The organism is Burkholderia sp. AU16482, assembly GCF_002223285.1.
Lineage (GTDB): Bacteria > Pseudomonadota > Gammaproteobacteria > Burkholderiales > Burkholderiaceae > Burkholderia > Burkholderia semiarida.
In genome coordinates this window covers 420,637-443,396 of record NZ_NKEY01000004.1, presented here as the reverse complement: position 1 = coordinate 443,396, position 22,760 = coordinate 420,637, and the positions used below count along the sequence as shown (strand labels likewise).

The window sequence follows — 22,760 nt, the reverse complement described above, 5'->3', positions numbered from 1 at the left end:
TAATTCGGTGTTCGATCTGCGCCGCGAGGCGCATCCGTGTTGCGCTCCCGCCGGGTGCCGCACTTATTCCATTGGTTACACACAGAGGTCGCTCCATGCGCGTCGAACGGGTTCCATACCGCTTGATCACTGTCGCGGCAGCCGCGGTTTTCCTGGCTGCCTGCGGAAAAAAAGAATCGGCACCGCCGCCGCAAACGCCGGAAGTCGGCGTCGTCACCGTCCAGCCGCAAGCCGTACCGGTCTTCACCGACCTGCCGGGCCGCACCAGCGCATTCCTCGTCGCGCAAGTGCGTGCACGGGTCGACGGCATCGTGCTGCGCCGTGAATTCACCGAAGGCACCGACGTCAAGGCCGGTCAGCGCCTCTACAAGATCGATCCGGCGCCGTACATCGCGGCGCTGAACAGCGCGAAGGCGACGCTCGCGAAGGCGCAGGCGAACCTCGTCACGCAGAACGCGCTGGTCGCGCGCTACAAGGTGCTGGTCGCCGCGAACGCGGTCAGCAAGCAGGACTACGACAACGCGGTGGCCACGCAAGGCCAGGCCGCGGCGGACGTCGCGGCCGGCAAGGCGGCGGTCGACACCGCGCAGATCAACCTCGGCTATACGGATGTCATGTCGCCGATCAGCGGCCGCGTCGGCATCTCGCAGGTCACGCCGGGCGCCTACGTGCAGGCGAGCCAGGCGACGCTGATGTCGACGGTGCAGCAGCTCGATCCAGTGTACGTCGACCTCACGCAGTCGAGCCTCGAAGGGCTGAAGCTGCGCCAGGACGTGCAGAGCGGCCGTCTGAAGACGAGCGGCCCGGGCGCGGCGAAGGTGTCGCTGATCCTGGAAGACGGCAAGACCTACTCGGAGCCGGGCAAGCTGCAGTTCTCGGACGTGACGGTCGACCAGACCACCGGCTCGGTGACGATCCGCGCGGTGTTCCCGAACCCGGGCCGCGTGCTGCTGCCGGGGATGTTCGTGCGCGCACGGATCGAGGAAGGCGTGAACGAGAACGCGTTCCTGGTGCCGCAGATCGGCGTCACGCACGACCAGAAGGGGCAGGCGATCGCGATGGTCGTGAACGCCAGCAACAAGGTCGAGCCGCGTCCGCTGAAGACGACCGGCATGCAAGGCCAGAACTGGATCGTGGAAGGCGGTCTGCAGGCGGGCGATCACGTGATCGTGCAGGGCGTCGACAAGGTGCGCCCGGGCGCGACCGTGAAGACGGTCCCCGCGCAGCTCGCGCCGGCGGCCGATGCCGCCTCGGGCGCCGCTGCCCCCGCCGCGCCGGCCGCTGCCGGGTCCGGCGCCGCCGCCGCTTCCGGTGCCGCCGCATCGGGCGCCGCGCCGGCGAGTGCTGCCGCTGCTTCGAGCGCGCAATAACAGGGAGCCTGTTTCATGGCAAAGTTTTTTATCGATCGCCCGATCTTCGCGTGGGTGATCGCCATCATCCTGATGCTGGCCGGGGTTGCGGCGATCTTCACGCTGCCGATCTCGCAGTATCCGACGATCGCGCCGCCATCGATCCAGATTACCGCGAACTACCCGGGCGCTTCCGCGAAGACGGTGGAAGACACGGTGACGCAGGTGATCGAGCAGCAGATGAGCGGTCTCGACAACTTCCTGTACATGTCGTCGACGAGTGACGACTCGGGCAACGCAACGATCACGCTGACCTTCGCGCCGGGCACCAACGCCGACATCGCGCAGGTTCAGGTGCAGAACAAGCTGTCGCTCGCGACGCCGGTTCTGCCGCAGGTCGTGCAGCAGCTCGGTCTGTCGGTCACGAAGTCGAGCAGCAGCTTCCTGCTGGTGCTCGCCTTCAACTCCGAAGACGGCAGCATGAACAAGTACGACCTCGCGAACTTCGTGGCGTCGCACGTGAAGGATCCGATCAGCCGGCTGAACGGCGTCGGTACCGTCACGCTGTTCGGCTCGCAGTACGCGATGCGGATCTGGCTCGACCCGAACCGCCTGACCAACTACGGCCTCACGCCGGTCGACGTCAGCTCGGCGATCACCGCGCAGAACGTGCAGATCGCGGGCGGCCAGATCGGCGGCACGCCGGCGAAGCCGGGCACCGTGCTGCAGGCGACGATCACCGAATCGACGCTGCTGCAGACGCCCGAGCAGTTCGGCAACATCCTGCTGAAGGTCAACCAGGACGGCTCGCAAGTTCGCCTGAAGGACGTCGCGCAGATCGGCCTCGGCGGCGAAAACTACAACTTCGACACGAAGTACAACGGTCAGCCGACCGCGGCACTCGGTATCCAGCTCGCGACCAACGCGAACGCGCTCGCGACCGCGAAGGCCGTGCGCGCGAAGATCGACGAGCTCGCACCGTTCTTCCCGCACGGCCTCGTCGTGAAGTATCCGTACGACACGACGCCGTTCGTGAAGCTGTCGATCGAGGAAGTGGTCAAGACGCTGCTCGAAGGTATCGTGCTCGTGTTCCTCGTGATGTATCTGTTCCTGCAGAACCTGCGGGCGACGATCATCCCGACGATCGCGGTGCCGGTCGTGCTGCTCGGCACGTTCGCGATCATGTCGATGGTCGGCTTCTCGATCAACACGCTGTCGATGTTCGGTCTCGTGCTCGCGATCGGCCTGCTGGTCGACGACGCGATCGTGGTGGTCGAGAACGTCGAGCGCGTGATGGCGGAAGAGGGGTTGTCGCCGAAGGAGGCGACCCGCAAGGCGATGGGGCAGATCACCGGCGCACTCGTCGGCGTGGCGCTCGTGCTGTCGGCGGTGTTCGTGCCGGTGGCGTTCTCGGGTGGCTCGGTCGGCGCGATCTATCGTCAGTTCTCGCTGACGATCGTGTCGGCGATGGTGCTGTCGGTGCTGGTTGCGTTGATTCTGACGCCGGCGCTGTGCGCGACGATCCTCAAGCCGATCCCACAAGGGCATCACGAAGAGAAGAAGGGCTTCTTCGGCTGGTTCAACCGCACGTTCAACAACAGCCGCGACAAGTACCACGTCGGCGTGCACCACGTGATCAAGCGCTCGGGCCGCTGGCTCATCATCTATCTGGTCGTGATCGTCGCGGTCGGCCTGCTGTTCGTGCGCCTGCCGAAGTCGTTCCTGCCCGATGAGGACCAGGGCCTGATGTTCGTGATCGTGCAGACGCCGTCCGGCTCCACGCAGGAAACGACCGCGAAGACGCTCGCGAACATTTCCGACTACCTGCTGAAGGACGAGAAGGAAATCGTCGAATCGGCGTTCACGGTCAACGGCTTCAGCTTCGCGGGCCGCGGCCAGAACTCGGGCCTCGTGTTCGTCCGCCTGAAGGATTACGCGCAGCGTCAGCATGCGAACCAGAAGGTGCAGGCGCTGATCGGCCGGATGTTCGGGCGTTACGCGGGCTACAAGGACGCGCTCGTGATTCCGTTCAACCCGCCGTCGATTCCGGAGCTCGGTACCGCTGCCGGCTTCGACTTCGAGCTGACGGACAACGCCGGTCTTGGCCACGATGCGCTGATGGCCGCGCGTAACCAGTTGCTCGGGATGGCGTCGAAGGATCCGACGCTGCAGGGTGTCCGTCCGAACGGCCTGAACGACACGCCGCAGTACAAGGTCGACATCGACCGCGAGAAGGCGAATGCGCTGGGCGTGACCGCGGATGCGATCGACCAGACGTTCTCGATCGCATGGGCGTCGAAGTACGTGAACAACTTCCTCGATACCGACGGCCGGATCAAGAAGGTGTACGTGCAGGCAGACGCGCCGTTCCGGATGACGCCGGAAGACATGAACATCTGGTACGTGCGCAACGGGTCGGGCGGGATGGTGCCGTTCAGCGCGTTCGCGACCGGTCACTGGACGTACGGTTCGCCGAAGCTCGAGCGCTACAACGGCGTGTCGGCGATGGAAATCCAGGGGCAGGCCGCACCGGGCAAGTCGACCGGTCAGGCGATGGCCGCGATGGAAACGATCGCGAAGAAGCTGCCGGTCGGTATCGGCTATTCGTGGACGGGCCTGTCGTTCCAGGAAATCCAGTCCGGTTCGCAGGCGCCGATCCTGTACGCGATTTCGATCCTCGTCGTGTTCCTGTGTCTCGCGGCGCTGTATGAAAGCTGGTCGATCCCGTTCTCGGTGATCATGGTCGTGCCGCTCGGCGTGATCGGCGCGCTGCTCGCGGCCACGATGCGCGGCCTCGAGAACGACGTGTTCTTCCAGGTCGGCCTGCTGACGACCGTGGGCTTGTCCGCGAAGAACGCGATCCTGATCGTCGAGTTCGCGCGCGAGCTGCAGCAGTCGGAGAAGATGGGGCCGATCGAGGCCGCGCTGGAAGCGGCGCGCCTGCGGCTGCGTCCGATCCTGATGACGTCGCTCGCGTTCATTCTCGGCGTGCTGCCGCTCGCGATCAGCAACGGCGCGGGTTCGGCGAGCCAGCACGCGATCGGCACGGGCGTGATCGGCGGGATGATCACGGCGACGTTCCTCGCGATCTTCATGATCCCGATGTTCTTCGTGAAGATCCGTGCGATCTTCAGCGGCGAGAAGGAAGACGTCGACGAGGCGCTGCGCCTGGCTCAGGAGCACTCGCACCACGAAGAGAAGCCGGGCAACGGCGACGAAGGCAACAAGGGACAGTGATGATGCAAAAACACGCTTTGACTGCAATCGCAGTCGCGCTCCTTGCCACGGGCTGCACGATGGCGCCGCATTACAAGCGGCCCGACGCGCCCGTCGCGCAGGCGTACCCGGCCGGCGGCGTCTACGCGACGCAGCCGGGCGCGGCCGGCGCGCGCAGCGCGAACGGGCAAGCTGCGACCGCCATCGGCTGGCGCGAGTTCTTCGTCGATCCGCGCCTGCAGCGGCTGATCGAGATCGCGCTGAACAACAACCGCGACCTGCGCGTGTCGGTGCTGAACATCGAGGCGGCGCGCGCGCAGTACCAGATCACGCGCGCGGGGCTGTTCCCGTCGCTCGACGGCACGGGCACGGGCAGCATCCAGCGTTTCCCGCAGGGCCTATCGCAGACGGGCCAGCCGCTGATCTCGCGCAACTACAACGTCGGGCTCTCGGCGTCGTGGGAGCTCGACCTGTTCGGCCGCGTGCAGAGCCTGAAGGACCAGGCGCTCGCGCAGTACCTGTCGACGTCGTATGCCCGGCAGGCATCGGAAATCTCGCTGGTGTCGCAGGTGGCTGACCAGTACCTGACGCTGCTGTCGACCGACGATCTGCTGAAGGTCACCGAGAACACGCTGAAGACCGCGCAGGCGTCCTACGACCTGACGAAGCTGCAGTTCGACAACGGCACGGGCTCCGAGCTCGAGCTGCGTCAGGCGCAGACGGTGGTCGAGACGGCGCTTGCGAACCAGCAGGCGCAGGCACGTGCGCGTGCGCAGGCGCTGAACGCGCTGGTGCTGCTGATCGGCGAGCCGCTGCCGGACGACCTGCCGGCGGGCATGCCGCTCGACGCGCAGAATCTGCTGACGGACGTGCCGGCAGGCCTTCCGTCGGATCTGCTCACGCGTCGTCCGGACGTGATGCAGGCCGAGCAGACGCTGCTGGCTGCCAACGCGAACATCGGCGCGGCGCGCGCGGCATTCTTCCCGCGTATCTCGCTGACGGGTGCGTTCGGCACCGGCAGCCCGACGCTCGGCGGTCTGTTCAAGGCCGGCACGGCCGCATGGTCGTTCGCGCCGCAGATCACGATGCCGATCTTCGAAGGCGGGCAGAACATCGCGAACCTGAATCTCGCGAACGTGCAGAAGCGCATCGAGATCGCGAACTACGAGAAGGCGATCCAGTCGGCGTTCCGCGAAGTGGCGGACGGCCTCGCCGCACGCGGCACGTACGACCAGCAGATCGCGGCGCTCGAGCGCAACGAGCACGCGCAGCAGCGGCGCTTCGACTTGTCGGACCTGCGGTACAAGAACGGCGTCGACAGCTACCTGTCGGTGCTAACCGCGCAGACGGATCTGTACTCGGCGCAGCAGTCGCTGATCAGCGCGCGTCTGGCCCGCTGGACGAACCTGGTCGACCTGTACCGCGCACTCGGCGGCGGGTGGATCCAGCGTGCCGGCGAAGCGCCGCGCGCGCCGGATGCGCCGGTCGACTACGACAAGGCGGCCGCGCCGGCGCCGGCGTCGGCAGCGGCGAACGGGTAACTGTGGTTATCCTGCCTGCGTGCGGTCGCTTCGCACGCAGGCAGGGCGATTCGGGTGTTAGTTCTGTAGCACGTTGGCCGTTACGAACGATACGAAACGCAACGGAGACAACGTAGGGCCAGCCCATGATTGTTGGTCCTTGAGTGCGCAGTAACCTTGCGTGGGAACGCTGCAGTGATCCAGGCGGAACACGTGTGTACTTCGGCAGCGGGCGTGAAATCCACGGGCCGGCGCCGTCGAGCACGACGCGTACCGGCTAACCGTTCAGCTTCTCGTTTCGACCAAGCGATGATCATTCCACTTCGGTAGCCTGTCGCCCACCGACAGTCGAATCTCCCCCTCGATTCTTCAATTCAGGCCCATCGCTCGATCGAAGCGAGCGGCTGCAGGTTCATTATTGTTGAACGGTGCTTATAACAATTAGCTATACGAAATTCGAATTCGTCTGATTGCTTCTTCTTTCTCGTCCGTGCAAATTTTGTATGGAGCATTCCTCACCCATTGTCGAGAAAGGAAATCCGGATGAAGCGCGAGCCCGCTGCACCGACTCATCTTTTTGCCTCCATCGGGGCGTTCACCGAGCGCGGTGCGCGGGTAACCACTGCTACCAGCGGCCTGGCAGTTGCCGGGCTTGTCGTTGCCCGTGTTGGCGATGTCGTCACTTACGAGGATGGCAGCGAGGCCGTCATTATGGATGGCGCAGGCGAATATGCGATTTGCAGCGACAAGCCGTTTGCGCTGGTGGGTAGCCGGTTGAGCAACGGCGATCGTATCGTCGAAACGCTTCAGCGGTTGTGGGGAATTCATGTACCGACTGGCGAAACGGCCCAGGGATTGTTTAACAAGGATTATGTGCCGCCGCCCGCGTCGCCGCGCTACCGATTGGCTGTACGAAGAGCCACGACCGCGCGAGGCGGTGCGTTGCGCGAAGTCACCGGCACGTGGGAGACCGGTGTCCGGCTTGGCACGGCTGGTGTCGTAGGTAATCAGATTCACTACGCAGACGGCTCGACTGCGCGAATCGTAAGCGGCCTTGGGCGGGTGGATAACGGAGACTTCCAGCCGCTGGCTTTCGTCGGTAGCGAACTGGATAACGGCGACGTCATTACCGATAGCCCTGAGCGTGATGGCTTGGTATCGGCTGACGCCTTCGCCGTTGTGAGGCGTCCAACTGTTGCGCATCGAGGCGAGAATTCATGATCCGTTATTTCCTTGCCAAAGGTGACCGGGGCGGCAGCGCCACGATTACGGAAGGATTGGATGGCGTCACCTGTTCCAATCCGCCGCCGCGCGTGCATATCGCAACGCTCTACATGAAGACGTACTGCACGGCATGCAAGCAGGAAGGGTTTGTCGCCCCGGAGGGGCCACGTTGGCCCGGCACTGGACCAAACGGCAAGCCGTGGGCGTTGAGTGGTGATATCAACGTCTGCGATTGCAATCCGCCACCTGTTTTCTACGCCGAGCGCGGCATGAAGATGACCTTTGCCGCGGAAGAGGTGGCGCGGTTGACAGGGAAGAATGACTTAGGCGTCGCTCCTGCAAGAGGACGCACTGCGGTCCATGATCAGCAGTTCGTCATTCGCAACAAGAAGTCCAGGCAACCTGTTGCAGGCGTTCGGTATTGGATTACAAATTGCCGTGGTGACGTGCTGGCATCGGGGACTACCGATGCGCAGGGCCATACCATGCGAGTGGTCACGCTGAAGCCCGAGTCGGTAAAACTGGAAGTCAGCGGGGAAGAAGAATGAGTGATGGCGATCGCGTAGCAATTGCGGAGGCGATGACAGACCTGAAAGAAGGTTCGGTAATCGAAGCATTGATATCGAACGGGCCGCCCATCTGTCCAAACATGACCGATGCGGAATTTCGCCGTATGGTTCTAACGTTACGCGACAGAGCCGTACGAATGATCGACGTACGGCTCGTAGACTTGCGCAGGTGGGGGGCGGTCGAACGTCAACGCGTCGCAACGTGGTTTGGCTCAAGCGATGAAACGATTCGGCAACGTCTGACAGTCGGACTCGCACAAGTAAGTCGGGTGATGCGCGATCTCAAGCCTGGAAACTTTGTTCGTCACTCAGAGGAACTTGATCGGTATCTTGGTTGTACGCCGAATAACAAGGACCCTGATGGTGCCGTCGCTCATGTTTGCGGTCCTGACACAGCTACCCATACTATCTGTATCCATGAGAATTTTTGTGGGATGCGTCCCATATCCAGCGCGAAGGACTCGATGTTATCGACGCTGATTCATGAGTGCACTCATTTTGCCGATACTTTCGGCGCTCAGGATCATCAATATTTCATGCGCGAGTGCTTGGTATTGGCGCGGACGCGCCCCGATCTCGCAATCAATAATGCGGATAGCATTGCCGGGTATATTATCTATGAAGACTAGAGGCGGCGTGGCGCGGCAATCCGTGTTGAATCTGATCGAGTCCAACGGAAGATCGATATGATGAAAGGACCGGCATGTATTGCGTTGGCGTTTTTCTCGGCCGGAACATTCGCCTGCTCCCCGGTTCATACGCTTGATGTTTCGTTTGAACGAGATTCTGCCAAAGTATCCGGCGACGAGCTCATAAAGCTGGCGAACTGGGCGATAGACCTTCAACTCAAATATCCCAATCTTGATCGTACGTCCGTCGGTGGCCTTGCCGACGCTGACGAAAGGCAGCCGCGCGTGCTGGCTCAACAACGCGCAGAAAGTGTCAAGAGGCTTCTAGTCACATTGGGGCTCGGTCGAGCCCCTGTCGACGTCGATGCCAGGCTTTATAAGTCGCATCATCTGAACGGTGTGCCGGATAATGGCCGACGAGTAGAAATCGACTTCCTTCCCGGTTGCCCGCATGAATGCCCTTGCCAAGTGAAATGAGGTATTGGCCGCGATCTGCCGCGCAGCGGCAGTGCTGCCATTTCGACGATGTCAAGCAGCCTCTTACGCACCATGCAGTAAGCGCCGGCCCGTCGCGAGCCGACGCATGCCTGGTGTTCGTCAGTGCAGATCGACAGGCCGCCCGTCGAAATCATGCCCCGCGCGACGGATCTCGCACTTCGCCTCCTTTTCCCCCTTCACGCCGTTGAACACGATGTTCAGGATCACGGCCGTGGCCGACGCCAGCAGGATGCCGCTGTGCAGGATCGGTGCAAGCGCGGGCGGCAGCTTCGAGAAGAAGTGCGGCGACACGACCGGCACGAGGCCCATGCCGACGCTCACGGCGACGATGAACAGGTTGTGCGAGTGGTTCACGAAGTCGACCTTCGACAGCACCTTGATGCCGTTCGCGGCGACCATCCCGAACATCACGATGCCTGCGCCGCCGAGCACGAACGGCGGCACCGACGCGACGACCTGCGCCATCTTCGGAAACAGGCCGAGCAGCACGAGGATCACGCCGCCCGTCGCACACACGAAACGGCTCTTCACGCCCGTCACGCCGATCAGGCCGACGTTCTGCGAGAACGACGTATGCGGGAACGAGTTGAAGATGCCGCCGATCAGCGTGCCGAGGCCGTCGACGCGCAGGCCGCGCACGAGGCGCTCCTGGTTGACCGGGCGATCGACCATGTCGCCGACCGCGAGGAACATCCCGGTCGATTCGATGAACGTGACGAACATCACCGTGACCATCGTCACGATCGACAGCGGGTCGAAGTGCGGCAGGCCGAAGTGGAACGGCATCACGAAGCCGACCCACGGCGCATGCGCCACGCCGTCGGTGTTCACGCGGCCGAGCGCGAATGCGATCACGAAGCCGGCGACGATGCCGAGCAGCACCGAGATGTTCGCGATGAAGCCGCGGCCGTACTTGTTGATCAGCAGGATCAGCGTGAGCACGAGCAGCGACAGGCCGAGATAGACGGGGCTGCCGTACTCGGGGTTGCCGACGCCGCCGGCCGCCCAGTTGATGCCGACTTCCATCAGCGACAGCCCGATCACGGCGATCACCGTGCCGACCACCACCGGCGGGAAGAACCGCAGCAGCTTGCCGATCATCGGCGCGAGCACGATGCCGATGATGCCGGCCGCGATGGTCGAGCCGAAGATGTCGAGAATGCCGAGGCCGGGGTTCGTGCCGATCGCGATCATCGGGCCGACGGCCGCGAACGTGCAGCCCATGATGACGGGCAGGCGAATCCCGAAGATCCACAGGCCCAGCGTCTGGATCAGCGTGGCGATGCCGCACGAAAACAGATCGGCGCTGATCAGGAACGCGATCTGGTCTTTCGGCAGCTTGAGCGCCGCGCCGACGATGAGCGGCACGGCGACGGCGCCGGCGTACATGACGAGGACGTGCTGCAGGCCAAGCGTTACCAGCTTGCCGGTCGGCAGCACCTCATCGCACGGATGGACCGTGTTCGATTGCATCTGTCTCACTCCATGATCTTGTTTTCGGGGTGATACGAAGTTATTCGGAATGAATCCATGCAACAAGAGCACTGGGTTCTATTCCGTTCTTTGCTGGTTCGATATGCCATGTCGGTATGGAACGGGGGGGCGATCATCGGGAAACTGCCGCGGGAGTGACGCGTACCGGTTTTATAGCGCTTCAAAATAGCGCCGGCCCCCCTGTCAAATATGGGGTGCTTTATGGTGTGTATCGCGCGGGCCGCATAGTGGCAAAAAAGGGCGTACGGAAAACGTGCCGGGTTAACCCGCGAGCGGCCGCTTTTGCGTGCAAGGTGCGGCCCCGTCAATCTCCCGGCCGGCAGCACGTTCGATGTGTCGGCGCGGCGGCAAAAACCGGAGCGCGCATCGCGATCCCGTTATCATCGACATCCGTTCATCCGAATCTCCCTTCACGTCATGCGCCTGCTCGGAATCGACCTCGGCACCGGCTCCGTCAAACTCGTCACGCTCGATGCCGACGGCGTCGAGCGGGCCGTCGCGAGCGAACCTTACGGGTTGTCGTCGCCGCAGCCCGGCTGGGCGGAAATCGCGCCCGCCACGTGGTGGCAGGCGCTCGTGCGCGCCGCCGCGCGGCTGCCGGCCGACGAGCGCGCGCAGGTCGCGGCGATCGGTTTTTCGGGCCAGATGCATGGCGTCGTGCTGATCGATGCGGCCGGCGAGCCGGTGCGGCCTGCGCTGCTGTGGCCGGACACACGCGCAGTGCGCGAGGCCGACGCGGCCGACTGGCACGCCGCCGGAATGCCCGTCGCCGGAATGCCCGTCGCTCCGAATCCAGTCGCTCCGAATCCCGTCGCGCCCGGCATGGCAGGCCCGCTGTTGCGTTGGCTCGCCACGCACGAACCCGACGCGCTGCGCGCCGCGCGCTGGGCCGTGCAGCCGAAGGACTGGCTGCGCATCGTGCTCGGCGGCGACGTCGCGGCCGATCCGAGCGACGCGTGCGCGACGGCGCTCGCGACGCCCGACGGCGCGTGGGACAGCGCATTGATCGAGGCGCTCGGCCTGCCGGGCGACCGCTTCGCGCCGGTGCGTGCGTCCACCGCGCGCTGCGGCGTGCTCGGCGCGCAGGCCGCCGCCGCGCTCGGCCTGCCGGCTCGCGTGCCGCTTGCGACAGGCGCGGCCGACACCGCCTGCGCGGCGCTCGGCAGCGGGCTGGCCGCGGCAGGCGACGCGCTGCTGACGACCGGCAGCGGCGGCCAGATCGTCGTGCTCGCGGATACGCTGCCGCCCGCGCGGCGCGGATTGCATCGCTATCGTGCAGCGGCCGGCGGCGGCTATTACACGATGGCGGCGATGCAGAACGTCGGGCTCGCGCTCGAATCCGTGCGCGGTTGGCTCGGCTATGCGCGATGGGCCGATGCGTACGACGATGCGTTCGCGCAGCCGGCGTCCGAGCGGCTGTGCTTCCTGCCGTACCTGAGCGGCGAGCGTTCGCCGTGGATGAACCCCGATGCGCGCGGCGGCTGGCTCGGCCTCGGGCTCGGCGACACGCGCGGCGCGATGATGCGCGCCGCGTTCGAAGGCGTCGCGTTCGCGTTGCGCGCGGGGCTCGATGCGATCCGCGACGCCGACCCCGGCGACGCGGTGGCGACGCTGCGCCTCGCGGGCGGCGGCTCGGTCGATCCGCGCTGGCGCCAGTTGCTCGCCGACGCGCTCGGCGCGTCGCTGCACGCGATCGATTGCCCGAACGCCGCGACGCGCGGCGCCGCGCTGCTCGCGGGCGTCGCGATCGGCCATTGGCGTGAAGACGCGTTGCACGCGTTGGCGCCGACGGCGTCGCCCGTCGCCGCACCGCAAGACGACCGCCCGCTGGCCGCACGTTACGCGCGCTTCGTCGATCTGTACGCCCGCACGGATGCATGGTTCACGACGGGCGTTTAAACTCGAACACTTGTTCTTTTGCGTCAGCGATGACGCATCCTGGCAAGCCGGTGGCCGTTTCCCGCACGCGACGCGCGCCGGGAGCGGCCATCATGGCGAGCACGAGATTCTTGCGCCGTGCCGCGCGGCACGGCTTCGACCGCTTTGCATGAGTCCCGGGCCGGCAGCGACACGCCGGCCCGGGCCGATCTCACCGACACACAGGAGTGACACGATGAAAACGAAAGCCGCGATTGCATGGAAGGCGGGTGCGCCGCTGACGATCGAGGAAGTCGATCTCGAAGGGCCGCGCGCCGGCGAAGTGCTGATCGAAGTGAAGGCGACGGGCATCTGCCACACCGACTACTACACGCTGTCGGGCGCCGATCCGGAAGGGATCTTCCCGGCGATCCTCGGCCATGAAGGCGCGGGCGTGGTGGTCGACGTCGGCCCCGGCGTCGGCACGGTGCGCAAGGGCGACCACGTGATTCCGCTCTACACGCCCGAATGCCGCGAGTGCAAGTTCTGCCTGTCGCGCAAGACCAACCTGTGCCAGAAGATCCGCGCGACGCAGGGCAAGGGCCTGATGCCCGACGCGACGTCGCGCTTCTCGCTCGACGGCAAGCCGCTGTTCCACTACATGGGCACGTCGACGTTCTCGAACTACATCGTCGTGCCGGAAATCGCGGTGGCCAAGGTGCGCGAGGACGCGCCGTTCGACAAGATCTGCTACATCGGCTGCGGCGTGACGACGGGCGTGGGCGCGGTCGTGTACTCGGCGAAGGTCGAGGCCGGCGCGAACGTGGTCGTGTTCGGCCTCGGCGGGATCGGCCTGAACGTGATCCAGGGCGCGAAGATGGTCGGCGCGGACAAGATCATCGGCGTCGACATCAACCCGAAGCGCGTCGAGCTCGCAAAGAAGTTCGGGATGACGCACTTCATCAACCCGAACGAAGTCGAGAACGTCGTCGACCACATCGTGCAGCTGACCGACGGCGGCGCCGACTACTCGTTCGAATGCGTCGGCAACGTGAAGCTGATGCGCCAGGCGCTCGAATGCACGCACAAGGGCTGGGGCCAGTCGTTCATCATCGGCGTGGCGGCGGCGGGCGAGGAAATCAGCACGCGTCCGTTCCAGCTGGTGACGGGCCGCGAGTGGAAAGGCTCGGCGTTCGGCGGCGCACGCGGGCGCACCGACGTGCCGAAGATCGTCGACTGGTACATGGAAGGCAAGATCAACATCGACGACCTGATCACGCACACGCTGCCGCTCGAGCGGATCAACGACGGCTTCGACCTGATGAAGGCCGGCGAGTCGATCCGCTCGGTCGTGCTGTACTGACCGGGAGCGCACCGCCATGCTCGAACTCGTTTCCTCGCATGCGTGCCACGGCGGCGAGCAGCGTTTCTACCGTCACGATTCGGCGGCAATCGGCCTGCCGATGAAGTTCTCGGTGTACCTGCCGCCGCAGGCCGCGCAACAGCGCGTGCCGGCGCTGTTCTATCTCGCGGGGCTCACGTGCACCGACGAGACGTTCGCGATCAAGGCCGGCGCGCAGCAATACGCGGCGCAGCACGGGATCGCGCTCGTGATGCCCGATACGAGCCCGCGCGGCGCGGGCGTGCCGGGCGAGACGGATGCGTGGGATTTCGGCGTCGGCGCGGGTTTCTACGTCGACGCGACTGAAGCGCCGTGGTCGACACATTACCGGATGGAGTCGTACGTGACGGGTGAGCTGCGCGAGCTCGTTGTGGCCGAGCTGCCGATCGACGGCGCGCGGCTCGGCATCTTCGGGCACTCGATGGGCGGCCACGGAGCGCTGACGCTCGCGTTGCGTCATCCGGGCCTGTACCGGTCGGTGTCGGCGTTCGCGCCGATCGCCGCGCCGACGCGATGCCCGTGGGGCGAGAAGGCGTTCTCCGGTTATCTCGGTGCCGATCGGGAAGCGTGGAAGGCGCACGACGCGAGCGAGCTGGTCGCGCGCGCCGATGCGCCGAAGTTCGCGGACGGCATCCTCGTCGATCAGGGGCTCGCCGATCAGTTCCTCGCGAACCAGTTGAACCCCGACGTATTCGAAGCCGCATGCGCGAAGGCCGGCCAACCGCTGACGCTGCGCCGCCATCCGGGCTACGACCACGGCTACTACTTCATCTCGACGTTCATCGCCGATCACCTCGCGCATCATGCGCGTGTGCTTGCACGGTGAGTAGCGGCGCAAGCAGGTAACGCATCCGGTGCGCATGAAAAAACGCCGGCGCTGCCCTCGGGCACGCCGGCGTTTTGATTGGCATCGGGCGGCGACCGCCGCGCCGATCAGTTGCGTCGCAATAGGCTCGCGCCGTACACGAGCGCCGACAGCGCGGTGATCCAGAAGCTCGTCGGCCAATCGGTGTGATACGCGAGCACGATGCCGGCCCACGCTTCGAACAGCGCGAACAGCGCGGCGAGCAGCACGCCCGTCGACAGCCGCGTCGACACGTTTTGCGCGGCCGCCGCCGGCCCGACGAGCAGCGTGAATACGAGCAGCACGCCGACGATCTGCGTCGCCGCGGCTACCGCGAGCGCGCACACCGCCAGGAACAGCATCGACACCGTGCGCAGCGACACGCCCTTGGCTTCGGCCAGTTCCGGCTGCAGCGAGGCGAACAACAACGGCCGCGCGATCAGCGCGAGCGCGATGAGGCTCACCGCGCCGATGCCCGCGAGCACCGCGAGCGTGTCGTGGCTGACCGCGAGCACGTTGCCGAACAGCAGCGCGGTGACCTGCGTCGCGAACGACGTATAGAAATGCAGGAACAGCAGGCCGAAGCCGAGCGCGCCGGACAGGATCACGCCGATCGCGACGTCGCGGCCCGCGAGCCTTTCGCCGAGCGCGCCCATCCCGATCCCGGCCGCGAGCGTGAAGCCGACCATCCCCCAGATCGGCGAGATGCCGAGCAGCACCGCGCCCGTCGCGCCGGTGAAGCCGACGTGCGACAGCGCGTGGCCCGCGAAGGTCTGCCCGCGCAGCACCAGGAAGTAGCCGACGATGCCCGCGAGCACCGCGACGATTCCCGACGCCGCGAAGGCGTTGATCATGAAGTCGTATTCAAACATCGTGCGAATGCCCGGGATGAGCGTGTCCGTGGTGGTGATGGCCGTGGCTGCCGCCGTGCGAGTGCCCGTCGTCGTCCTCGTGTTCGTGATCGTGCTTCTCGATCTCGACGTCGCCCGACATCACGAAGATCTTGCCGTTCACGCGCATCACGTCGATCGGCGATCCATAGAGCCGCGACAGCACGGGCTTCGTGATCACCTCGTCGACGGTGCCGAGCGCGGCCACGCCGTTGCCGAGATACAGCACGCGGTCGAGCGCGTTCAGCAGCGGATTCAGTTCGTGCGCGGAGAACAGCACGGTGATGCCGAGTTCGCGCTGCACGTTGCGCACGAGTTCGACGACGCCGCGCTGATGGTTCGGGTCGAGGCTGATCAGCGGCTCGTCGAGCAGCAGCAGCTTGGGGTTGCCGAGCAGGCATTGCGCGAGCAGCAGGCGCTGCCGTTCGCCGCCGGACAGTTCGGACAGCGGCCGGCGCGCGAGCGACGGGCCGCCGACGAGATCGAGCACGCGATCGACGTCGCGGCGCGTGGCCGCATTCGTGTGCGGCAGGCCCCAGCGATGGCCGTCGGCGGCCATCGCGACGAAATCGTAGCCGCGCATCCGGCGGTTCGCGAGGCCGCTCCTGATCTGCGGCATGTAGCCGATCGACGCGTTGCCGCGCGCGACCGGCACGCCGCCGACCGACAGCGTGCCGGCCGACACGGGGACGAGGCCGAGCACCGCGCGCATCAGCGTCGTCTTGCCCGCGCCGTTCGGCCCGAGCACGCCGACGAATTCGCCGGGCTCGATCGAGAAGCTGACGTCGCGCAGGATCGTGCGGCCGCCCAGTTCGAGCGTGACGCGATCGACTGCGAGGGCGTGGGGAGTGGCGGTCATGTCGTGACGGTTGTCGGTTACTTGCCGGCCGAAAGCGCGTTGCCGAGCGCGTCGAGCTGGCTGGTCATCCATTGCTGGAAGGTCTTGCCGGCCGGCTGCGTCTCGGTGACGCTGACGGTCGGCACGCCGCCGTCGCGCGCGATCTTCAGCATGCGCCTGGTCATCGGTTCCTCGGCCTGGCTGTTGTAGATCAGCGCGCGTACCTGCTTCTTGCGCAGGTCGTTCTCGAACGCGGCGACGTCCTGCGCGCTTGCCTCGGTGTCGTTCATCGTCGCGAGCTGGAAGCGCTGGTTGCGCATGTCGAGGCCGATCGCGTCGGACATATAGCCGAATACGGGCTCGGTGGCCGTCACGGGCACGCCCTTGTACTTCGCGCGCAGTGCGGCCACCTTGTCGTCGACGGGTTTCAGCGACGCGACGAATTTCTGCAGGTTCGCGTCGTACTCGGCCTTGTTCGCCGGGTCGGCGCGGCCGAGCTCGGCCGCGATCGCGCGTGCGGCCGCCGGCATCGTCGCCGGGTCGTACCAGAGGTGCGGGTTGTCGCCGGCCTTCTTGCCGACGAGATCGGCGACGACGATCGTCGCGCGCTTCGCCTGTTTCGACGCGCCGAGCAGCTTGCCCATCCATGGATCGTAATCGGCGCCGTTGTAGATCACGACCTGCGCGTGCTGGAGCGCGCGAGCCGTCTTCGGGCTCGCTTCGAACAGGTGCGGATCCTGATCCGGATTGCTGAGGATGCTGGTGACCGCGACGTGGCGGCCGCCGATCTGCGACGCGACGTCGCCGTAGAAATTCTCCGCGGCGACGACGTTGACGGGCGCGGCCAGCGCGACCACGGGCGCGGCGAACGACAGCGCGGCGACGGCGGCGGCCAGCCAGCGGACAGGCGACAGGGCGCGCCGCGGCGCGCGCTTCAGGGCAATGGACATGGAACTCCTCGTTGGAAGGGCGGCGCGTACGCCGCGCGATTCGGCGTCAGCGCTGCGCGGGCTTGCGCTTGCAGTGCCCGCACAGGCCGCTCAGCTCGACGACCTGATGGTGGACTTCGAACCCATGCGCGGGCTCGCTCGCGGACAACTGCTTCGCGAGGTCGCCGCCGGGAATCTCGACGGTGTCGCCGCACGAATCGCAGATCAGGAACTGGCCTTCGTGCGGCACGCCGATCTCGCAGCACGCGAAGAACGCGTTCTTCGATTCGATCCGGTGGATGAAGCCGTGCTCGACGAGGAAATCCAGCGCGCGGTAGACGGTGGTCGGCGGCACGCGGCCGCGTTGCGGTTCGAGTTCGGCGAGCAGGTCGTACGCGCCGATCGGGCGCTGCGCGGCCAGCACGCGTTCGTAGACCTGGCGGCGCAGCGGCGTCCACGCGAGCCCGTGCTCGGCGGCGAATGCGTCGGCCCGGGACAGCCGGGCGTCAATGGACGATGAGGTAGCCATGGCGTGAAGCAGGCGATGAAACACAGTATCGCGATGATATAACGTATCGCCGCACCGTGCAGCGCGAATTCCGTTTTCCGTCCTCGCTCCGTTCCCGTCGCCGCCGATGCCACTGCGTCGCACCGTGCGCGCCGCGCCTTGCCGTGCGGGCGCGGCGGGGCGTCGTTACGCGCCGCCGTGCCGCAGCGCGTCATAGAAAGCCGTCACGTCGTCTTGACAGCGCGTATCGCGTATCCGATCATTCGATCACTAACAGAGCAATTGATCGGTCGCCGAGCGTTCGCTCACTTCGCGACCGGCATGCAACAGAACGAACCGGAGACAGCCAGTGAGACTGGAAGACAAGGTCGCGATCCTGACGGGCGCCGCAAGCGGCATCGGCGAAGCGGTCGCGCAACGCTATCTGGACGAGGGCGCGCGCTGCGTGCTCGTCGACGTGAAGCCGGCGGGCGGCTCGCTCGCGCGGCTGATCGAGGCCAACCCCGGCCGCGCGGTGGCCGTCACCGCCGACGTCACGCGCCGCGACGACATCGAGCGGATCGTCGCGACGGCGGTCGAGCGCTTCGGCGGCGTCGACATCCTGTTCAACAACGCGGCGCTGTTCGACATGCGCCCGCTCCTCGACGAATCGTGGGACGTGTTCGACCGGCTGTTCTCGGTCAACGTGAAAGGGCTGTTCTTCCTGATGCAGGCGGTCGCGCAACGGATGGTCGAGCAGGGGCGCGGCGGCAAGATCGTCAACATGTCGTCGCAGGCCGGCCGTCGCGGCGAGGCGCTCGTTTCGCACTACTGCGCGACCAAGGCCGCGGTGATCAGCTATACGCAGTCGGCCGCGCTCGCGCTCGCGCCGCACCGGATCAACGTGAACGGCATCGCGCCGGGCGTGGTCGACACGCCGATGTGGGAACAGGTCGATGCGCTGTTCGCGCGCTACGAGAACCGGCCGCTCGGCGAGAAGAAGCGGCTCGTGGGCGAAGCCGTGCCGCTCGGCCGCATGGGCGTGCCGGGCGACCTGACGGGCGCCGCGCTGTTCCTCGCGTCGGCCGACGCCGACTACATCACCGCCCAGACGTTGAACGTCGACGGCGGCAACTGGATGAGCTGAAAATGCCGCCGCTCGCACGCGCCGTTCGCGAGCCGGCCCGCTACGCGGCGGCAGTGCCGCACGCCGCGGCCGCCGTCGAACGAGGAGGGCTCGCCTGATGGCCGAGATCGTCGTCGCCGGCGAACTGCTGGCCGAATTCGTCGCCGCCGAGCGCGGCCAAGGCTTCGATGTGCCGGGACTCTTCGCCGGCCCGTTCCCGAGCGGCGCGCCGGCGATCTTCGCCGACCAGGCCGCGCGGCTCGGCGCGCGCGTCGCATATGCGGGCTGCGTCGGCCGAGACGCGTTCGGCGATGCGATCGTCGCGCGGCTCGCCCGCGACGGCGTGGACGTCGCGCGCATTCGCCGCGTCGCACGGCCGACCGGCACCGCGTTCGTCGCGTATCGCGACGACGGCTCGCGCAGTTTCGTGTTCACGCTGTCGACCAGTGCCGCGGCATGCGTCGATGCGTCCGACGTCGACACCGCGATGTTCGACGGCTGCCGCTATTTCCACGTGATGGGCTCGTCGCTGACGAGCGAATCGGCGATCGCGGCCGTGCAGCGCGGCGTGATCGAGGCCGCGCGCGCGGGAGCCAAGGTGTCGTTCGATCCGAACGTGCGGCCCGAAATGCTGAGTTTCCGCCCGATGCGCGCGGCCCTCGACGAGATGCTCGCCGCGTGCCACCTGTTCCTGCCGAGCGAAGCCGACCTGCCGTTCTTCTGCGGGCCGCAGCCGGCCGAGCGCGCGATCGCCGGCCTGCTTGCGACGCATCCGCTGCTCGAGCGTGTCGTGCTCAAACGCGGTGCGCAAGGCAGCGTCGCATTCGATCGTGCGAGCCGCGTCGACGCGCAGGCTTATCCGGTCGACGAAGTCGATCCGACCGGCGCTGGCGACTGCTTCGGCGGCACGCTGGTCGCGAGCCTCGTCGCGGGCATGGCGATCGACGTCGCGTTGCGCCGCGCGAACGCGGCCGGCGCGATCGCGGTCACGCGGCGCGGCCCGATGGAAGGCAACAGCAGCGCGGCCGAGATCGACCGCTTCCTGACCGAACGAGGTATCGCATGTCCGGCCTGACGACCGTTGCCGAGCGCACGCAGACCGCGCATGCAGGCACCGTGCTGCGGATGATCTTCGACGCGAACCGCGCGGACGCGCAGCGCGGCATCTATTCGATCTGCAGCGCGCACCGGCTCGTGCTGGAGGCCGCGTGCGAAGCCGCGCGCGCCGACGGCTCGCCGCTGCTGATCGAGGCGACCTGCAACCAGGTGAACCATCTCGGCGGCTATACGGGCATGACGCCGGCGGATTTTCGCCGCGACGTCGATGCGATCGCCGCGCGCTGCGGGCTCGCGCCGTCGGCGCTCGTGCTCGGCGGCGACCATCTCGGCCCGAACCCGTGGCGGCACCGCCGCGCGGCCGACGCGATGCGCGAGGCCGGTGCGATGGTCGCGGCCTACGTCGAAGCCGGTTTCGAAAAGATCCATCTCGACGCGAGCATGGCGTGCGCGGACGATCCGGCGCGGCTCGACGATCGCACGATCGCCGCGCGCGCAGCCGAGCTGTGCCGCGTCGCGGAAGACGCGGCGGCGCGCGCCGGAATCGCGCCCGTCTACGTGATCGGCACCGAGGTGCCGACGCCGGGCGGCGAGGTGAGCGGCGAGGCCGGTAACGACGCCGGCGACGACGCGATCGCGCGGATCGCGGTCACGCGCAGCGACAGCATCGCGGCGACGCTCGACGCGCACCGCCACGCGTTCTCGGCGGCCGGGCTCGACGACGCATGGACGCGCGTCGTCGCGATCGTCGCGCAGCCGGGCGTCGATTTCGACGACCGCCACGTGCTCGATTACGACAGCGCCAAGGCGGCGTCGCTCGGCGCGAGTATCCTGCAGACACCGCGCCTCGTGTTCGAAGCGCATTCGACCGATTATCAGACCGAAGACGCGCTCGCCGCGCTCGTGCGCGACCACTTCGCGGTGCTGAAGGTCGGTCCCGCGCTGACGTTCGCATTGCGCGAGGCGCTGTTCGCGCTGACGTTCATCGAGGACGCGCTGATCGACGACGTCGCGCAGCGCTCGCGGTTGCGCGACGTCGTCGATGCGGCGATGCGCGCGCAGCCCGAACACTGGGCGCCGTACTACCGCGGCGACGAGACCGCGCAGCGGCTCGCGCGCCAGTTCAGCTACAGCGACCGCATCCGCTATTACTGGCTGCAGCCGGCCGTCGCGGCCGCGGTCGAACAGCTGTTCGGCAACCTCGCGCGGCAGCCGGTGCCGGAAACGCTCGTCGCGCAGTGGCTGCCGGACGTCTACGCGGCGTGCCGCGCGGGCGGCCTCGCGAAGGAGCCGCGCGCTTGGGTGCGCCACCGGATACGCGACGTGATCGCGCACTATGCGCGCGCGTGCGGGATGCAGCGGCCGGCATGACGGGCCGCGAAGGAAACGACGCAACACCGACGCAAGACCGACGACATTTCGAACAATCACAGGAGACATGCCATGCAACGAAAGATGCTCGACGCCGCCGCACGCTGTTTCGCCTCAGCCGCGCTCGCGACGGCGGCGTGCGCGGCGTCCGCCGGCACGCTGACGATCGCGACGCTGAACAACCCCGACATGATCGAGTTGAAGAAGCTGTCGCCGGCGTTCGAGAAGGCGAACCCGGACATCAAGCTGAACTGGGTGATCCTCGAGGAGAACGTGCTGCGCCAGCGCGCGACGACCGACATCACGACCGGCAGCGGCCAGTTCGACGTGATGGCGATCGGCACCTATGAAACGCCGCAGTGGGGCAAGCGCGGCTGGCTCGCGCCGATCACGGGCCTGCCCGCCGACTACGACCTGAACGACATCGTGAAGACCGCGCGCGACAGCCTGTCGTACAACGGCCAGCTCTACGCGCTGCCGTTCTACGTCGAAAGCTCGATGACGTTCTACCGCAAGGACCTGTTCGCGGCGAAGGGGCTGAAGATGCCCGACCAGCCGACCTACGACCAGATCGCCGAATTCGCGGACAAGCTGACCGACAAGTCGAAGGGCACCTACGGGATCTGCCTGCGCGGCAAGGCCGGCTGGGGCGAGAACATGGCGTACGTGTCGACGGTCGTGAACACGTTCGGCGGACGCTGGTTCGACGAGAACTGGAACGCGCAGCTCACGTCGCCCGAATGGAAGAAGGCGATCAATTTCTACGTGAACCTGCTGAAGAAGAACGGCCCGCCGGGCGCGAGCTCGAACGGCTTCAACGAGAACCTGACGCTGACCGCGTCCGGCAAGTGCGCGATGTGGATCGACGCGACGGTCGCGGCCGGGATGCTCTACAACAAGCAGCAGTCGCAGGTGGCCGACAAGATCGGCTTCGCGGCCGCGCCGGTCGCCGCGACGCCGAAGGGCTCGCACTGGCTGTGGGCGTGGGCGCTGGCCGTGCCGAAGACGTCGAAGCAGCAGGACGCCGCGCGCAAGTTCATCGCGTGGGCGACGTCGAAGCAGTACATCGAGATGGTCGGCAAGGACGAAGGCTGGGCGTCGGTGCCGCCGGGCACGCGTACGTCGACGTATCAGCGCGCGGAGTACAAGGCCGCCGCGCCGTTCTCGGACTTCGTGCTGAAGGCGATCGAGACGGCCGACCCGAACGACCCGTCGCTGAAGAAGGTGCCGTACACGGGCGTGCAGTACGTCGGGATTCCTGAATTCCAGTCGTTCGGCACGGTGGTCGGCCAGTCGATTGCGGGTGCGGTCGCGGGCCAGATGTCGGTCGACCAGGCGCTCGCCGCCGGCCAGGCCGCGGCCGATCGCGCGGTGCGGCAGGCCGGCTACAAGAAGTAACGCGCAAGCCGTCGCGCGGCCCGCATCGTGCGCCGTGGCACACGGCGCGGGCCGGCGACGCTG

General features: G+C 66.5%; 19 protein-coding genes. 14 read left to right on the top strand and 5 right to left on the bottom strand.

Annotated elements, in window-relative coordinates:
• The first annotated feature begins 95 nt into the window (after window positions 1–95).
• The 7 genes from CFB35_RS13700 (at window position 96) to CFB35_RS34325 (ending at window position 8,984) form a co-directional block, all read left to right on the top strand.
• Window positions 96–1,370: an efflux RND transporter periplasmic adaptor subunit gene (locus CFB35_RS13700; RefSeq protein WP_089465105.1), complete on the top strand. Its 1,275-nt coding sequence runs from the start codon at window positions 96–98 to the stop codon at window positions 1,368–1,370.
• Window positions 1,371–1,385: 15 nt separating this feature from the next.
• Window positions 1,386–4,586 (top strand): efflux RND transporter permease BpeB, encoded by a 3,201-nt coding sequence (gene bpeB, locus CFB35_RS13695; RefSeq protein WP_059578522.1) that lies wholly within the window; start codon window positions 1,386–1,388, stop codon window positions 4,584–4,586.
• The gene (locus tag CFB35_RS13690) at window positions 4,586–6,106 is read left to right on the top strand and encodes an efflux transporter outer membrane subunit (protein ID WP_089465104.1); all 1,521 of its coding nucleotides are present in this window, start codon (window positions 4,586–4,588) and stop codon (window positions 6,104–6,106) included. The genes bpeB and CFB35_RS13690 overlap by 1 nt, the downstream gene beginning before the upstream one ends.
• 522 nt (window positions 6,107–6,628) lie before the next feature.
• Window positions 6,629–7,306, top strand: a complete 678-nt coding sequence (locus CFB35_RS13685) for a PAAR domain-containing protein (protein ID WP_081066497.1) — start codon at window positions 6,629–6,631, stop codon at window positions 7,304–7,306.
• Entirely contained in the window at window positions 7,303–7,857 is a 555-nt protein-coding gene (locus CFB35_RS13680) for a hypothetical protein (protein ID WP_081066496.1), read from the top strand. The genes CFB35_RS13685 and CFB35_RS13680 overlap by 4 nt, the downstream gene beginning before the upstream one ends.
• Window positions 7,854–8,507 (top strand): M35 family metallo-endopeptidase, encoded by a 654-nt coding sequence (locus CFB35_RS13675; protein WP_059578516.1) that lies wholly within the window; start codon window positions 7,854–7,856, stop codon window positions 8,505–8,507. The genes CFB35_RS13680 and CFB35_RS13675 overlap by 4 nt, the downstream gene beginning before the upstream one ends.
• Window positions 8,508–8,564: 57 nt before the next feature.
• Complete coding sequence (locus CFB35_RS34325; RefSeq protein WP_143328720.1) at window positions 8,565–8,984, top strand: hypothetical protein; 420 nt, start codon at window positions 8,565–8,567, stop codon at window positions 8,982–8,984.
• A gap of 120 nt (window positions 8,985–9,104) precedes the next feature.
• Here the strand turns inward: CFB35_RS34325 and CFB35_RS13670 are convergent, their stop codons facing one another.
• Window positions 9,105–10,478 (bottom strand): nucleobase:cation symporter-2 family protein, encoded by a 1,374-nt coding sequence (locus CFB35_RS13670; RefSeq protein WP_059578514.1) that lies wholly within the window; start codon window positions 10,476–10,478, stop codon window positions 9,105–9,107.
• A 438-nt stretch (window positions 10,479–10,916) separates the two neighbouring features.
• Between CFB35_RS13670 and CFB35_RS13665 the strand changes: the two genes are divergently transcribed.
• From CFB35_RS13665 to fghA, 3 genes are all read left to right on the top strand, one after another.
• Entirely contained in the window at window positions 10,917–12,398 is a 1,482-nt protein-coding gene (locus tag CFB35_RS13665; protein WP_089465102.1) for a xylulokinase, read from the top strand.
• A 214-nt stretch (window positions 12,399–12,612) separates the two neighbouring features.
• Window positions 12,613–13,719, top strand: a complete 1,107-nt coding sequence (locus CFB35_RS13660; RefSeq protein ID WP_059578509.1) for an S-(hydroxymethyl)glutathione dehydrogenase/class III alcohol dehydrogenase — start codon at window positions 12,613–12,615, stop codon at window positions 13,717–13,719.
• Window positions 13,720–13,735: 16 nt separating this feature from the next.
• The gene (gene fghA / locus CFB35_RS13655; RefSeq protein ID WP_059578505.1) at window positions 13,736–14,584 is read left to right on the top strand and encodes an S-formylglutathione hydrolase; all 849 of its coding nucleotides are present in this window, start codon (window positions 13,736–13,738) and stop codon (window positions 14,582–14,584) included.
• A gap of 107 nt (window positions 14,585–14,691) precedes the next feature.
• Here fghA and CFB35_RS13650 read toward each other — a convergent pair whose 3' ends face one another.
• From CFB35_RS13650 to CFB35_RS13635, 4 genes are read right to left on the bottom strand one after another with little or no spacing between them, the layout of a single operon-like run.
• Window positions 14,692–15,474: a metal ABC transporter permease gene (locus CFB35_RS13650; RefSeq protein ID WP_059578504.1), complete on the bottom strand. Its 783-nt coding sequence runs from the start codon at window positions 15,472–15,474 to the stop codon at window positions 14,692–14,694.
• Window positions 15,467–16,351, bottom strand: a complete 885-nt coding sequence (locus CFB35_RS13645; protein ID WP_059578500.1) for an ABC transporter ATP-binding protein — start codon at window positions 16,349–16,351, stop codon at window positions 15,467–15,469. The genes CFB35_RS13650 and CFB35_RS13645 overlap by 8 nt, the downstream gene beginning before the upstream one ends.
• 17 nt (window positions 16,352–16,368) lie before the next feature.
• On the bottom strand, window positions 16,369–17,280 hold the full coding sequence (locus CFB35_RS13640) for a metal ABC transporter solute-binding protein (protein WP_059578497.1): 912 nt from the start codon (window positions 17,278–17,280) through the stop codon (window positions 16,369–16,371).
• 46 nt (window positions 17,281–17,326) lie between these two features.
• The gene (locus CFB35_RS13635; RefSeq protein WP_011546084.1) at window positions 17,327–17,788 is read right to left on the bottom strand and encodes a Fur family transcriptional regulator; all 462 of its coding nucleotides are present in this window, start codon (window positions 17,786–17,788) and stop codon (window positions 17,327–17,329) included.
• A gap of 328 nt (window positions 17,789–18,116) precedes the next feature.
• Between CFB35_RS13635 and CFB35_RS13630 the strand changes: the two genes are divergently transcribed.
• From CFB35_RS13630 to CFB35_RS13615, 4 genes are all read left to right on the top strand, one after another.
• Window positions 18,117–18,893 (top strand): L-iditol 2-dehydrogenase, encoded by a 777-nt coding sequence (locus CFB35_RS13630; RefSeq protein ID WP_048988957.1) that lies wholly within the window; start codon window positions 18,117–18,119, stop codon window positions 18,891–18,893.
• A 97-nt stretch (window positions 18,894–18,990) separates the two neighbouring features.
• Complete coding sequence (locus tag CFB35_RS13625; protein ID WP_059578492.1) at window positions 18,991–19,947, top strand: sugar kinase; 957 nt, start codon at window positions 18,991–18,993, stop codon at window positions 19,945–19,947.
• Window positions 19,935–21,299 carry a D-tagatose-bisphosphate aldolase, class II, non-catalytic subunit gene (locus CFB35_RS13620; RefSeq protein ID WP_089465101.1) on the top strand — a complete coding sequence of 455 codons (1,365 nt, stop codon included), beginning with the start codon at window positions 19,935–19,937 and terminating at the stop codon, window positions 21,297–21,299. The genes CFB35_RS13625 and CFB35_RS13620 overlap by 13 nt, the downstream gene beginning before the upstream one ends.
• Window positions 21,300–21,371: 72 nt before the next feature.
• Complete coding sequence (locus tag CFB35_RS13615; protein ID WP_059578487.1) at window positions 21,372–22,697, top strand: sugar ABC transporter substrate-binding protein; 1,326 nt, start codon at window positions 21,372–21,374, stop codon at window positions 22,695–22,697.
• Window positions 22,698–22,760 lie beyond the last annotated feature (63 nt).